This is a genomic window from Pedobacter sp. HMWF019, assembly GCF_003061025.1.
Classification (GTDB): Bacteria; Bacteroidota; Bacteroidia; order Sphingobacteriales; family Sphingobacteriaceae; genus Pedobacter.
In genome coordinates this window covers 1-13,751 of the sequence record NZ_QAIL01000077.1, presented here as the reverse complement: position 1 = coordinate 13,751, position 13,751 = coordinate 1, and the positions used below count along the sequence as shown (strand labels likewise).

General features: G+C 38.5%; 12 protein-coding genes and 1 tRNA gene. 9 read left to right on the top strand and 4 right to left on the bottom strand.

What is annotated here, in order from left to right:
- Positions 1-545: 545 nt before the first annotated feature.
- The 7 genes from DBR11_RS04800 to DBR11_RS04770 all read left to right on the top strand — a co-directional run bounded on the left by DBR11_RS04800 (position 546) and on the right by DBR11_RS04770 (position 7,177).
- Positions 546-1,898 (top strand): PhoH family protein, encoded by a 1,353-nt coding sequence (locus tag DBR11_RS04800; RefSeq protein WP_108550471.1) that lies wholly within the window; start codon positions 546-548, stop codon positions 1,896-1,898.
- 99 nt (positions 1,899-1,997) lie between these two features.
- Positions 1,998-2,441, top strand: a complete 444-nt coding sequence (locus DBR11_RS04795) for a hypothetical protein (protein ID WP_108550470.1) — start codon at positions 1,998-2,000, stop codon at positions 2,439-2,441.
- A gap of 162 nt (positions 2,442-2,603) precedes the next feature.
- Positions 2,604-2,685: transfer RNA gene (locus DBR11_RS04790), tRNA-Leu, on the top strand.
- A 71-nt stretch (positions 2,686-2,756) separates the two neighbouring features.
- Positions 2,757-4,103 (top strand): trigger factor, encoded by a 1,347-nt coding sequence (gene tig, locus DBR11_RS04785; protein WP_108550469.1) that lies wholly within the window; start codon positions 2,757-2,759, stop codon positions 4,101-4,103.
- A 161-nt stretch (positions 4,104-4,264) separates the two neighbouring features.
- On the top strand, positions 4,265-4,954 hold the full coding sequence (gene clpP / locus DBR11_RS04780) for an ATP-dependent Clp endopeptidase proteolytic subunit ClpP (RefSeq protein ID WP_108550468.1): 690 nt from the start codon (positions 4,265-4,267) through the stop codon (positions 4,952-4,954).
- 4 nt (positions 4,955-4,958) lie between these two features.
- Positions 4,959-6,200 (top strand): ATP-dependent Clp protease ATP-binding subunit ClpX, encoded by a 1,242-nt coding sequence (clpX, locus tag DBR11_RS04775; RefSeq protein ID WP_108550467.1) that lies wholly within the window; start codon positions 4,959-4,961, stop codon positions 6,198-6,200.
- A 113-nt stretch (positions 6,201-6,313) separates the two neighbouring features.
- The gene (locus tag DBR11_RS04770) at positions 6,314-7,177 is read left to right on the top strand and encodes an AMP nucleosidase (protein WP_199233759.1); all 864 of its coding nucleotides are present in this window, start codon (positions 6,314-6,316) and stop codon (positions 7,175-7,177) included.
- Between the two features lie 42 nt (positions 7,178-7,219).
- Here the strand turns inward: DBR11_RS04770 and DBR11_RS04765 are convergent, their stop codons facing one another.
- Genes DBR11_RS04765 through DBR11_RS04755 form a run of 3 tightly spaced genes read right to left on the bottom strand, consistent with a single transcriptional unit; the run spans position 7,220 to position 10,466 of the window.
- Entirely contained in the window at positions 7,220-7,729 is a 510-nt protein-coding gene (locus tag DBR11_RS04765) for a histidine phosphatase family protein (RefSeq protein ID WP_108550466.1), read from the bottom strand.
- Between the two features lie 46 nt (positions 7,730-7,775).
- Positions 7,776-8,714, bottom strand: a complete 939-nt coding sequence (locus DBR11_RS04760) for a glycosyltransferase family 9 protein (RefSeq protein ID WP_233260647.1) — start codon at positions 8,712-8,714, stop codon at positions 7,776-7,778.
- Positions 8,715-8,762: 48 nt separating this feature from the next.
- Complete coding sequence (locus DBR11_RS04755) at positions 8,763-10,466, bottom strand: DNA polymerase/3'-5' exonuclease PolX (RefSeq protein WP_108550464.1); 1,704 nt, start codon at positions 10,464-10,466, stop codon at positions 8,763-8,765.
- 92 nt (positions 10,467-10,558) lie between these two features.
- On the opposite strand from DBR11_RS04755, the gene DBR11_RS04750 reads away from it, so the two are divergent.
- The gene (locus tag DBR11_RS04750) at positions 10,559-11,224 is read left to right on the top strand and encodes a hypothetical protein (protein WP_108550463.1); all 666 of its coding nucleotides are present in this window, start codon (positions 10,559-10,561) and stop codon (positions 11,222-11,224) included.
- 7 nt (positions 11,225-11,231) lie between these two features.
- Here DBR11_RS04750 and sppA read toward each other — a convergent pair whose 3' ends face one another.
- Entirely contained in the window at positions 11,232-12,998 is a 1,767-nt protein-coding gene (gene sppA, locus DBR11_RS04745; protein WP_108550462.1) for a signal peptide peptidase SppA, read from the bottom strand.
- Positions 12,999-13,116: 118 nt separating this feature from the next.
- Here sppA and folK point away from each other — a divergent pair, with 118 nt between their 5' ends.
- Positions 13,117-13,611, top strand: a complete 495-nt coding sequence (gene folK, locus DBR11_RS04740) for a 2-amino-4-hydroxy-6-hydroxymethyldihydropteridine diphosphokinase (protein WP_108550461.1) — start codon at positions 13,117-13,119, stop codon at positions 13,609-13,611.
- Positions 13,612-13,751 lie beyond the last annotated feature (140 nt).

Genomic DNA, 13,751 nt, shown 5'->3' with positions numbered 1-13,751 from the left:
GTTGAAAAAGTGGACGTTAATTGGGCTGAAGGGAGGTTTGAGACATTCCTTTTGTTGATAATTTTGTTAGGAACTTGTGAATAAAATATATTGTTTTTTTCTTGCTTCCAGAGCTAATTAGCTGTAAATTAGATTATATCAAATAAGAGGTACTTTGACTGTCTGAAGAAATAGATCCAAAAAGAAAAACTTAGCTTACGGGCAGAAAGATTCTGGACATTTCGATTGATCAGAAATTATCGAATTCAAAGGAGACAGAGAAAACGATGATGTAAAAACTAAAATTGAAAAATAATAGTAAAATTCTGAATTAGAGACGGACGTTACTTAAATGAACTGCTCCAAGGAGCAAGCGTAGAAAGTAATAGACATGTTAGAAAAGGTTTGTGAGAATCCATATAACATGAAAAGTAAGAGCAACTGAGATTTGAAGTTTTTAATAGTTAAGGCTATTAAAGACTGAAACCGGAGAAACCAAATCGAACGAAGAGGACTCCGGTTTCTTTTTTTTCTGAAATGCCATAAAATCCTTATTTTTAGGAGTTATGAGTAAAATCCCCAAGTCTTCTTCGCCAGCTAAAAAAAAAATATTTGTTCTTGATACCTCTGTTATCTTATACGATCATAATGCCTTTAATAATTTTCAGGAACATGATATAGCTATCCCAATACAAGTATTGGAAGAATTGGATAATATGAAAAATGGTAATGAAACCAGGAATGCTGAGGCCAGAAGTTTTATTCGGCTGATGGATCAAGCTTCAGGAGATAAGATTATGAACCATTGGATTGCAATAAAAGGCGGGAAAGGTGGGCGCTTTAAAGTGGTGATGGATAATCACCCGGGTAAGGTAGATGCGGAGAAGGTATTTGGGGGAAGTAAATTTGACCATCGAATATTGAATGCCGCATTGGCGTTAAGGCAGGAATTTCCGGACAAAAAGGTGATTTTGGTTTCCAAAGATATATGCCTTAGGCTTAAAGCTAAATCCCTAGCGCTAAATGCGGAGGATTATGAAACTGGAAAGGTAAAAAATGTAGAAGAATTATATACTGGGAAAACGACCCTTACACGGATCTCTGATGATTTTTTTGCCCAAATTAAGTCTGCGGGAACTGCAGATGCAAAGGACTTGGATGTACCTGTTATTGGGGGCAACCATTTTTATATCTTAAGAAATAAAAGAAAAACACTGCTGACTTATTACCAATCATTAAAGAAACAGCTTTTTGTTATTCCTTCAAGGAAAGTATTTAATATCTCTTCCAGGAATGAAGAACAGGCGCTGGCAATGCACGCCTTACTAGATCCAGATGTTAAATTGGTGACTCTGCAGGGGAAAGCTGGAACAGGTAAAACGTTGATTGCGATGGCATGTGCATTGGAGCAGCGAAAAGATTATAGACAGATCTATGTTACCAGGCCGATTATTCCTTTAAGCAACAAGGATATTGGTTTTTTGCCTGGTGATGCAAAGTCAAAGATTGATCCTTATATGGCGCCCATTTGGGATAGCTTGAGGTTTATAAAGGAGCAATATGCTAACGATCCTAAAATGCAGGCCAGAATAGATGAATTTGTAAGTACTGAAAAAATTGTAATTACACCTCTGGCCTATATCAGAGGAAGAACGCTGACGAAAATTTTCTTTATTGTGGATGAGGCTCAGAACTTAACGCCCCATGAGATTAAAACGATTATTTCCAGGGCGGGGGAGGATACCAAAATCGTGTTTACTGGAGATATATATCAGATTGATGCACCTTATCTTGATGCAGAAAGCAATGGCCTTTCTTATCTGATTGAAAGTGCTAAAGAACATCCTCTATATGCACATATTGCCTTGGATAAAGGAGAACGAAGTGAGCTGGCTAACTTAGCTAATGATTTGCTTTAGATCATCTGTTTTGTTAAGGTATGATGCTTTTTCCTGAGACTTTAAATATTTTTTTGTTTTGTAGCAGAATCATTATATTGGAGATTATTTGCTTGAAAAATGTTCGACGAATTAGAAAAATATACAAAGCAGGGCAATTTCTTTTATCAGGCGACAGACAGCCTTGAAGAGGTATGTAATGCTCCTTCAGATCAATACGGCGTTTTTTTGGTCTACGCATTAAAAAGGGGACGGGTTGAACTGATTTATATTGGCAAAAGCGGGGTTGATCTTTTGGGAGCTGTTGAAGGAGGGGAGCATATTAGCGATGGTCTTCGGGATAATTTGGTGGAAGGGCTACATTTTGACGAGACTAGAAGAAAGAATTCCTGGCCGGTACAAATGCTGATAGAGGATATCGAGGCTTTGCATGTCCACTGGTATGTCACTTATGATGGGAAGTTTAAAGATCGGCCTAAATATATTAAGTCAAAGCTATTACAGATCTATCAAAGTATTTATGGAAAGACCCCTAGATGGAATTTCTCTTCTGATCTTACATGATTTTGGTGTATTTGTCTGTTTGTCAGAAGACTATGTAATTGCTGCCTAAAGTGTGTTTTAGGGCAGTTAAACCAGCTCTAATGTTTTTTTTAAAATAATTGAAAAAGCATTTTGACTTTTAAAAACAATCTCTATCTTTGCAGTCCTAAACAACTCCTAACTGCGGAAGTGGCGTAATTGGTAGCCGCACCAGACTTAGGATCTGGCGCTTCACGGCGTGGGGGTTCGAGTCCCTTCTTCCGCACATTGAAATTCCCCCGCAACACGGGGGAATTTTTATATAAGGACATTGGTAAAATATTTTGATTCAGAAAAATGAACATTACACAGGAAAAAATTAACGATTTAAATGCAATCGTAAAAATTAAGATTGCCCCTGAAGATTATACTGAAAAGGTTGACAAAGCCATCAAAGATCAGGCTAAGAAAGCAAACCTTCCTGGTTTCCGTAAAGGAATGGTGCCTGCAGCCCATATCAAAAAAATGTATGGCAAAAGCATCCTTGTTGAAGAAATCAATAATCTGCTAAGTGAAACTTTAAATAATTATCTTACAGAGAATAAAGTAGAGATCCTTGGTCAGCCTTTGCCGGTTATGGATGATACTAAAGAATTCAAATGGGACAATACCGATGAATTTGAGTTTGATTATGAACTGGGACTTGCTCCTGCTATTGATGTAAACATTACTTCTAAAGATAAGTTTACTGAATACAATGTTAAAGCAGACGAGGAAACGCTGGCTTCACGTATCAAAAATATCCGTAGAAGCTATGGCAAAATGACAAACCCTGAAGTTTCGGCAGATGATGACGTACTTTATGCCGAATTAGCACAACTTTCTCCTGATGGTTCAGTTTTTGAAGGTGGAATTAATGCAACAGGGTCTATCCGTCTTGATTTGGTTAAAGACAAAAAGATTCATAAATCTTTAATCGGGCTGAAAAAGGATGATGTTGTTGAATTGGATATTCAAAAAGCTTTTGATAAAAATGAGGGTGCAATTGCCAAATTATTAAACATCAGCGAGGAGGATGCCAAAGAGTTAAATTCTAAATTCAAGGTAACGGTTAAAAATGTAAACCGTTTAGAGGAGGCAGATTTAAACCAAGAGTTCTTTGATAAAATATTTGGTGAAGGTGTAGTAACAGATGAAGCTGGATTTACTGCAAAGATTACTGAAGAAGTAGAAGGGATGTTTAAGCAAGATGCAGATCGCAAATTGCAAAATGATATCTATACTAAACTGACGGAGAGCGTTAAAATCGAATTGCCTGATGAATTTTTACGTAAATGGTTGAAAGCAACCAACGAAAAATTGACTGACGAAGAGTTGGCGGAAGGATATGAGGATTTTGCTAAAAATCTGAAATGGACTTTAATTGAGAATAAATTGATTAAAGAAAACAACATTGAGATCAAATACGAGGATGTTTTCCAAACAGCGAAACAACGTTTAGATGCTCAGTTCAGAATGTATAGTCCAAGTCCTCTACCTGAAGATCAGTTAGCTCAGTATACAGCTACTTTCCTTAAGGAAAAAGACAATGCGAACCGCATCTTTGAAGAAGTCAAAGCGATTAAAGTATTTGAATACATTAAGTCTGTGGCTACTTTAGACCAAAAAGATATAGCTTATAATAAATTTGTAGAGTTGGTTTAATTCGAAAGAGAATCATCTAATTTTATAAATGAATGTAAGGCGGCTTTTTTAAGGCCGCCTTATGTATATAAAAGCTGTTCAAATTTTACAATACCATAATAAATTAGCAAATTAGTTTGTTTACTATTGATAAGCATATAAAAGATAAAAAATAGATTCTCATGAAAATAGATAAAGACGAATTTAGAAAATACGCAGTTAAACATCACCGTATAAACGGTTTGAATGTAGATCGTTTCATCAGCCAGGCAAATAATTCTCCTAAGAGCATGACACCTTATATTATTGAGGAGCGTCAGTTAAACGTTGCTCAGATGGATGTTTTTTCCCGCTTGATGATGGATCGTATCATCTTTTTAGGTGATGCCATCTATGATGGAAATGCAAATATTATTCAGGCGCAGCTGTTGTTCCTGCAGTCTACGGACAGTAACAGAGATATACAGATTTATATTAATTCTCCTGGTGGTTCTGTGTATGCAGGTTTAGGTATCTATGATACGATGCAGTACATTACCCCGGATGTGGCTACAATCTGTACAGGTATGGCGGCTTCAATGGGAGCGGTTCTGTTGGTTGCGGGAGCAAAAGGTAAACGTGCGGCCCTGAAACATTCCAGGGTAATGATCCACCAACCATCAGGCGGTGCGCAAGGTGTAGCTTCTGATATGGAAATCAATCTGAGGGAAATGCTTAAATTGAAAAAAGAATTATATGATATTATCTCTAATCATTCTGGCCAAAGCTATGAGTGGGTAGAAAAAGCTTCAGATCGTGACTACTGGATGACTTCAGAAGAAGCGAAGAGCTTTGGAATGATTGATGAGGTGTTAGGTTCAAACAATAAATAATAAAATGGCTAAACAAAATAAAGAATCCCGCTGCTCCTTTTGTGGTTCTGGCAAGCAGGACACTTTGATGCTTATTGAAGGTCTGGATGCCTTTATCTGTGATAAATGTGTGGCGCAGGCTAATCAGTTGCTGGTACAGGAGTTGGGCAGTAAGAAATCAAAAGGTCTGGATGCATCGGTAACCTTATTGAAGCCGTTAGAAATTAAGCAACATATTGATCAGTATGTAATTGGTCAGGATGATGCAAAAAAGGTGCTTTCTGTTGCGGTTTATAACCATTATAAAAGATTAAGTCAGAAAGTAAACCAGGAGGATGAAGTAGAGATTGAAAAATCAAATATCATGCTGGTTGGTGAAACGGGTACTGGTAAAACTTTACTTGCAAAAACTATAGCTAAAATATTGCATGTACCATTTTGTATTTGTGATGCGACAGTGTTAACGGAAGCTGGTTATGTTGGGGAAGATGTGGAGAGTATTCTAACTCGTTTATTGCAGGCTGCTGATTATGATGTGGCTTCTGCTGAGCGTGGTATTGTTTACATTGATGAGGTAGATAAGGTTGCCCGTAAAAGTGATAATCCGTCGATTACCAGGGATGTATCTGGTGAGGGTGTTCAACAGGCTTTGCTAAAAATACTTGAAGGTACTGTTGTCAACGTACCACCTCAGGGAGGACGTAAGCACCCGGATCAGAAAATGATTCCAGTGAACACAAATAATATTCTTTTCATTTGCGGAGGTGCTTTTGATGGCATTGAACGTAAAATTGCCAATCGTTTGCGTACGCAGGCAGTGGGCTATAAAGTGAAAAAGGACGATGAAGATCTGGATCTTAAGAATCTGTACAAGTATATTACGCCTCAGGATTTGAAGTCCTTTGGTCTGATTCCTGAGTTGATTGGACGTGTACCTGTTTTAACACATTTAAATCCACTGGATAAGGCGGCATTAAGAAATATTTTGACCGAGCCTAAGAATTCTTTACTTCGTCAATATGTGAAGTTGTTTGAATTTGAAGGAGTGAAACTCATTTTTGAAGATGATGTCTTGGATTTTATTGTCGATAAGGCTATGGAATATAAGCTGGGCGCAAGGGGGTTAAGGTCCATTTGCGAGGCCATCATGCTGGATGCTATGTTTGATATCCCTTCTGACCCTGGTGTCAAGGAATTGAATATCACACTAGATTATGCGGTAGAAAAATTTGAAAAAGCCGATTTTAAAAAGTTAAAAGCTGCATAAGAATTTAGTCCCCGTTTTTACGGGGATTTTTTTTAACTTGTTATTTCCGAAAATGACCCAGGTTTTAATGTAGTAACATATAACAGGAATAATTAATAAATAAGGAGAAATATATGAACGAAGAAAAAGATGTAAAAAAAGCAGCCGACGCTGCAGGAAAAGTGAAAAAATCGAAAGAGGTTGAATCTCCGGTTAAAGCAGGTTTAAAATCAAAAGAAGATATTGTGAGAAACTGGCTTCCAAGATATACCGGACGTCCATTGGAAGAATTCGGACAGTACATCCTGCTGACCAATTTTAGTAAATACCTGCAGATGTTTTCGGAATGGAATGACAATGCTCCAATTGTCGGTCTGGATAAACCTATGCAGAGTGTAACGGCAAATGGGATCACCATTATCAACTTTGGCATGGGAAGTCCATTAGCAGCAACTATGATGGACCTGCTGACAGCTATAATGCCTAAGGCTGTCTTGTTTTTAGGTAAATGCGGCGGTTTAAAGAAGAAAAATCAGCTTGGTGATCTTATCCTTCCGATTGCTGCAATAAGAGGCGAGGGGACTTCAAATGATTATTTACCTGCCGAAGTACCGGCTCTTCCAGCCTTTGCTTTGCAGAAGGCAATTTCAACGACTATCCGTGATCATTCACGTGATTATTGGACAGGAACCTGCTATACTACTAACCGAAGAGTCTGGGAGCATGATAAGAATTTTAAAAAATATTTGAAAAGCCTGCGTGCGATGGCTGTAGATATGGAAACGGCGACTATTTTCACAACGGGTTTTGCTAACAAAATTCCTACGGGTGCTTTGCTGCTGGTGTCTGATCAGCCGATGATTCCTGAGGGAGTAAAAACAACAGAGAGTGACAGTACCGTTACTTCAAATTATGTGGAAACGCATTTGAAAATTGGAATCGATTCTCTAAAACAATTGATTAATAATGGACTAACGGTAAAACATCTTAAGTTTTAACCGCTGTTAAATCATGCATACTATGTTGTTCTTGATCAACTGTCAATGCGGCTCATCCGTGTTCTTAGGGAAATCAAATAACAACATGGTGCCTGTGTGATGCCCTATTTCTGCCCAGTTGTCTGTGTCGAAACGGAGTACCACAACTCCGGCAGTAGGTATATTGTACAGGTTAGCATCAGCAAGATAATTTGCGAAATCTGTAAATCCTGGATTATGACCAAACATTGCGATACGGTCAATATCATTAGAAAAGCCATTTACTATTTTCAATAAAGCAGTTATGTTTGCTTCATATATGGAGCTTTCTGTCTGAAGATCGTCAGTTTTGAAATTCCATACCTCTGCAAAATGTTTTGCTGTAGACCAGGCTCGTATGGCTGGACTGCTGATAATATGCTGAGGTACCAGCCCTTTCTTTAGGATTTTTTCTGCCATCACAGGTGCATTCTTATGTCCGCGGTGATTGAGTGGGCGGTCAAAATCTGAAGTGATATGACTGTCTTTCCAGTCTGATTTTCCGTGTCTTATTAAAAGAAGCTGTTTCATCATGTTTTATTTTTTGTCAGATTGGCCTTTGGTGATGGGGTTTATATTTTTAAGCATTTATAAAATCAATAATTGGAGTCTCAGGCAGATCTTTCATACATTTGAAATGTCCGAGAGGACATTTTTCCAGACCGAATTTTGAACAAGGCCTGCAAGAGAGCTCAATTCCAGCAATAAAGGATTCAGAGATTTTATAAGGCTGTACACCCAATAGCTCAGGCGTTGTACCTCCCCAGATAGAGGCAAGTGGCTTGTTAAAGGCTTCAGATATATGGGTAAGACCGGTATCAAATCCGATGACTTTATGCGCCCTGGAAACAAGGAAAACAGATTGATCCAGATTGGTTAGTCCACAGGTACTGTATATCTTATTTCCAAGAGTATTTTGAATCAGGTCTGCATTCTCTTTTACATCTTGCCCTCCAAGCAGTACAATGGGTGAATCAATACCTTCGCAGATTTTAATGATCTGATCATTTGGCAAACGTTTGGTAAAGTGGGTTGCTCCGATTACAAAGGCTACATATTTTTCCAGATGAGATGGAGGAAGGAGGTCTTTTAACTGGTAGTCTTTGGATATATAGTAATCAATGGGCTTATCGTCGTTTTTAATGCCAAGAAATTTAACTGTCTCCAGATATTTCTCTACCAGATGTTTTGGAGAGATCATATTTTTCCATTTGAATTTTAAGGCAAGCCATTTATTGATTCTTTCTTTCTTGTAAGTTGAGGAGGGGATACGGGTAGACAGTTTTATGATAGAGGTACGCAGGTTATTATGCAGGTCTACGATCAGATCAAACTTCTCTGCTTTAATGTCTTTAATTGTATCAGAAAGTTTTGGTTTTAATATATGGAGTTTGCTGAGGTAAGGATTGTTCCTGTAGATGTACTGAAAAGCAGGCTTAGTCAGAAAATGGACTTCACAGTCAGGTAATTGTTCCTTTAAGCATCGTACCACTGGCGTGGTGTATATGATGTCTCCCATGGAACTCAATCTGATTACAAGTATTTTTGCAGGTTTTTTCAACGCTTTTTATTTCTGATTTGATAAGGATATGCTATTTTTCTTTGTTTTAAAAAAATTTGAGATTTCTGAAAGGCTCATGGCATTAAGACACTGATGAGCAGTTAAACCGCCCTTTCTGCCAACAAGTACGCCATAATGCATGTCATGAAAGCCTTCTTTACGATGGGCATCTGGATTTATGGAGAGCAGCACGCCTCTTTCCAGTGCATATCTGTGCCAGCGCCAGTCCAAATCAAGACGAAGCGGATTGGCGTTGATTTCTATGACTACCCCATTATCAGCGCAGGCATCGATTACTTTTTTATAATCTATAGGATAACCTTTTCTACTCAAAAGAAGTCTTCCGGTTGGGTGTCCCAGGATCGTCGTATAAGGGTTTTCAATAGCCTTGATTAACCTGGCTGTCGCCTTTTCTTCATCCATTCTTAGATTGCTGTGCACAGAAGCCACTACAAAATCAAAAGTTTTAAGAATCTCTTCACTGTAATCCAGGGAGCCATCATTTAGGATATCACTTTCAATACCTTTAAATATTCTGAAAGGAGCAAGTTTTTGATTTAGGGCATCAATTTCCTGATGTTGAGCGTAAACTCGTTGTTCATTTAGGCCATTGGCATAAAAGGCCGATTTGGAGTGGTCGCAAATGCCCAGGTACTCCAGTTTGAGGTTTTCTTTGCAGAACAATGCCATTTCCTCAAGTGTATGTACACCATCACTCCAGGTAGAGTGGTTGTGCAGGCTTCCTTTGAGATCCTGTCCTGTGAGCATAAGGGGCAATTTATTTGCTCTTGCCAGTTCCAGTTCATTTAAGCCTTCCCGCAGTTCAGGTTCTACATAAGCTAACCCTGCCATCTCATAAATAGATTGCTCGCTGGTAAAAGGACCAGGTCCTGCCTGTTCCAATACTTCGGTAACATGTTTCTCATTTCCGGTTAAGACAAACCAGTCCAGATAAAATGAATTTTTCTCTGTAATCTGAAGTTTTATTTTTAGACCGAAAGGGCTGTCGGCAACAAAAGAGCCATCTGTTTGCTCCAGAAAAGACAGAGGTTCAAAATTGTCCAGCTGATCTATAACTTCTTCAGGTGAATCTGCACCAATCAGAAAGGAAACTTCTTCAATGATCTCCAGGCAGCGGCGGTAATCTCCTCCGATACCTAGAAGTGGTTCGTTCTTAAACTGGTTTAGCCATAATGCAAAATCAGCAAATAGCTTATTAACTAATCCTTCGGCACGCGCATAGAGAAATTTTCCCTGGGCAGCCATGCTGAATTCAATTACTTTTTTAATTTCCTCTTGGGTCTTTAAACCGAAACCTTTGGCTTCAATTAAGCGGTTTTCATTGCAGGCATAATACAGCTCTCCAATGCTTTCTATGCCCAGATCTTTCCAGATCACAACAATCTTTTTTGGGCCGATGCCTTTAATACCAAGCATATCTACAATACCTTCAGGTGTTTCCTTTAGAATATTGTCCAGATCGGTCATGGTTCCTTTGTTTAATAATTCCCAAACTTTTGAAGAAATACTTTTACCCAGACCATCTATTTTTTCAATATCTTCCAGGTTTTTATCTTTGATTGCAAAAGGGAGTTTGTCTATTTTAAAAGCAGCATTAGCTACAGATTTGATCTTAAATGAGTTCTCATTATGCAATTCCATCAATTGGGAAAGCAAACGAAGCGTACGGGATATGGTCTTGTTTTCCATGGACTGCTAAGTTAAAAAAAAGCTTTGTTTTTTGTTTAAGCAATCGTGGCACAGTTTTTTGTTCTTTCTTGTTGAAAATAAAAATATATCTGATGAATAACATAAAACTGGTTTGTATCGGGTTGCTTGCGCTGAATACGGGTTGCAGCCATTCTAATAAAAGAGCTGTTGATCAGAAAGATTCAACGGATAAAGAACAAGCGACAACTGCATTAAGGGAAACAGGAATACCCACAATAGGAGACCCACAACTGGTGGTGCCTGGCAAACAAATGGGGAAAATAAGCATTGGACAGGATATGGAAGAAGTATTTAAATTACTTGGTAAACCTGATGACGGCGATGCAGCTATGGGTAAGGCATGGTCAATATGGAAGATGAAAGATGGTGAAAGCGGATCAGATAATGGTGAAATGGCAATTTATTCCACCTATAAAGACAGTACAATGTCTTCAAAGGTCGTGAGGCAGGTAATGGTTAATACAAGCGGATATGCAACGAAGAATGGCCTGCAGAACAATGCGGATTTGGGGCATACTATCCAGCGATTGCCCTCTCTCAAACAGGTTTCTATGTATGTGGACAACTCGAAAAAAGACACCTTGTATGTGTACGATTCCCAAAAGGAAGGTTTGGCCTTTGATGTAAAAAGGGCAAATGACCAGTACTTTACAAGAGCAATGACCATTCACCCTAAAAATGAATCGGTAAACAATACTTATTTAACCATCCATCCGGGATGGAGAAAAGTACAGTAGCAAAAAGCTACTGTACTTTGATTTCAAATGGCATTCTTGCCTGCAAGCCAGAATTGATGATGGCTTTTTTCATTTGCTGATACAGGAAGTAATTGTCTCCGAATTCCTGTTTGGCATAATATACTTTGATCTTGTCTGTTGTATTTTCAATCAATGATTTGAATGGATCCATTTTTTCAGGATATTCAACAACCCGGTATTCCTTTAATTTTGCCTTTTTTCCTGCAGCAACAAGCGCGTCATTAAAACTTCCTAATCTGTCTGCAAGGCCGTTTTTCACAGCGTCTGTGCCAACCCAAACATGGCCTCCTCCAATAGAGTTAATATATTCTTTTGTCTTTTTACGTCCATCTGCTACTCTGGTAATGAAACTGTCATAGACATGGTTGACATCGTTTTGAATAATAAAACGTTCTCCAGAAGTTAAAGGACGATTTACGCTCATGATATCTGCGTACTTTCCAGTTTTAACCCCATCAAAGGTAATGCCCAACTTATTGTTCAGTAAATTTTGGAAATTAGGAATAATACCAAAAACGCCAATAGAGCCGGTGATTGTATTTGGTTGAACGAAGATAGAATCTGCTGCACAACCGATATAATACCCTCCTGACGCGGCAACATCGCCAAAAGAAGCGATAACAGGTTTTACTTTTTTACTAAGGATGATTTCTCGCCAGATTACATCAGATGCCAGTGCACTGCCTCCTCCCGAATTTACTCTAAGAACGATGGCTTTGATACTGCTGTCTTCTCTGGCTTTTCTGATGGCTCTTGAAATTCTTTCAGATCCTATAGAATTATCGTCACCTTCACCACCGGTGATATCTCCATTAGCATATACAACTGCAATTTTATCTTTGGCAGAAGGTGTGTCCTGACTCAGGTTCTCTGCGTAGTCATTGATGGTCACCGTACGCATATTGTTGCCTTTTTCTGTTCCGCTCAGCGTTTTGAGTTCAGCAATGATTTCGTCTTTGTATCTCAATCCGTCTATCATTTTCGCATTTAAAGCATCCTGCGGAAGCTGGATCTTATAATTGTTTGCCCAGGAGAACAGGCTATCTTTTGGAATGTTCCTGGTTTGAGATATTCCTTCCAGAAAGGTATTGTATAGGCCACCTACATAAGCCGTAACCTGCTGGCGGTTGTAATCACTCATTTTATCTGTGATAAAGGGCTCTACAGCGCTCTTATAGTTTCCAACACGTATGATCTGTGCTTCAACACCAAGTTTCTCCAGAGCACCTTTAAAAAACATCAGTTCTGAACTGAAACCTTTAAACTCCAATGCTCCCTGAGGATTGAGGTATACTTTACTGGCAGCAGAGGCAAGGTAATAAGCGTCCTGTGAGTAGACTTCGCTATACGCAATGATTTGTTTTCTGCTGGACTTGAAATCAACCAGCGCATCCCTAATCTCTTTAAGCGTAGCCTTGCCTGCGCCAGGTGCGCTTACATTAAGATAAATGCATTTAATGTTCTCATCTGTTTTTGCTTTTTTAATGCCTCTGATCAAATCATTGAAACCAATGCTTTTTTCGCCAGAGCCTATTACCGGAAGATTTTCAAAACGTTTATTGAGGGTGCGTTCTTTGATGGTTTGATCAAGATTTAAATACAGAACGCTGTTACTTTCTACAGGGATCTTTTTATCTTCACTTATAGAGGAGACAATGCCAACTATAATGGCTACGAAAACTAAGCTAATCAGGACAATGGAAATCACAAAACCAAGAACTGTAGCAAAAACATACTTGAAAAAATCTTTCATATTAAAGGCGAATTATTTTGTAAATATAGGAATCCTATAACAGCTTCAGGTTACAAAACGCAATAAGCTCCGAGATGTTTCCTAACTTTAGAGCGTATTATAAAATGTTGCCATATATATGCTATTGGATAGACAAACTGTTTATTTGTTACTCGGAAGTAATTTAGGTGAGAGACATCAGCTTATTACGGATGCAATTGGTTATCTTAAGAAAGATGTTGGGGTTGTAAAGGGAATTTCCTCTTTTTATGAAACCGCTGCCTGGGGAAAGGAAGACCAACCCTCTTTTCTAAATGTTGCGGTTGAAGTAGAAACTGGATTAACTGCGGAGGACGTATTGGAAAAGGTACTGTCAATTGAAAAAGAGCTTGGACGGGTAAGGCATGAAAAATGGGGGGCAAGATTGATTGATATTGACCTGATTCTATATGGCAATGAAATTATAGATATTCCCGATCGGCTTCAAGTTCCGCACCCTCAAATGCAGTACCGTAAATTTGTGTTGGTACCACTGGCTGAAATAGCCGGAGATGTCATGCATCCTGTTTTAGGGATGAAAATTTCAGAAATATTAAAAAGTTTGGCAGATAATCTGCCAGTCATAAAAGTATAATTTATTAGTTTTGTTTAATGATCGACTTAAAAAAAAATAACTTGCCGCTTGATCTTTCTTATTTGAAGGATATGTCTGGAGACAGTGCTGAATTTATGATTGAAATGATCGATATGTTCAAGCAGCAAACGCCTATATAT

Bases quoted from the DNA above. Each gene is read 5' to 3' on its own strand.
- DBR11_RS04800 (WP_108550471.1), top strand. From the start codon at position 546: ATGAGTAAAATCCCCAAGTCTTCTTCGCCAGCTAAAAAAAAAATATTT.
- DBR11_RS04795 (WP_108550470.1), top strand. From the start codon at position 1,998: ATGTTCGACGAATTAGAAAAATATACAAAGCAGGGCAATTTCTTTTAT.
- tig (WP_108550469.1), top strand. From the start codon at position 2,757: ATGAACATTACACAGGAAAAAATTAACGATTTAAATGCAATCGTAAAA.
- clpP (WP_108550468.1), top strand. From the start codon at position 4,265: ATGAAAATAGATAAAGACGAATTTAGAAAATACGCAGTTAAACATCAC.
- clpX (WP_108550467.1), top strand. From the start codon at position 4,959: ATGGCTAAACAAAATAAAGAATCCCGCTGCTCCTTTTGTGGTTCTGGC.
- DBR11_RS04770 (WP_199233759.1), top strand. From the start codon at position 6,314: ATGAACGAAGAAAAAGATGTAAAAAAAGCAGCCGACGCTGCAGGAAAA.
- DBR11_RS04765 (WP_108550466.1), bottom strand. From the start codon at position 7,729: ATGATGAAACAGCTTCTTTTAATAAGACACGGAAAATCAGACTGGAAA.
- DBR11_RS04760 (WP_233260647.1), bottom strand. From the start codon at position 8,714: ATGGGAGACATCATATACACCACGCCAGTGGTACGATGCTTAAAGGAA.
- DBR11_RS04755 (WP_108550464.1), bottom strand. From the start codon at position 10,466: ATGGAAAACAAGACCATATCCCGTACGCTTCGTTTGCTTTCCCAATTG.
- DBR11_RS04750 (WP_108550463.1), top strand. From the start codon at position 10,559: ATGAATAACATAAAACTGGTTTGTATCGGGTTGCTTGCGCTGAATACG.
- sppA (WP_108550462.1), bottom strand. From the start codon at position 12,998: ATGAAAGATTTTTTCAAGTATGTTTTTGCTACAGTTCTTGGTTTTGTG.
- folK (WP_108550461.1), top strand. From the start codon at position 13,117: ATGCTATTGGATAGACAAACTGTTTATTTGTTACTCGGAAGTAATTTA.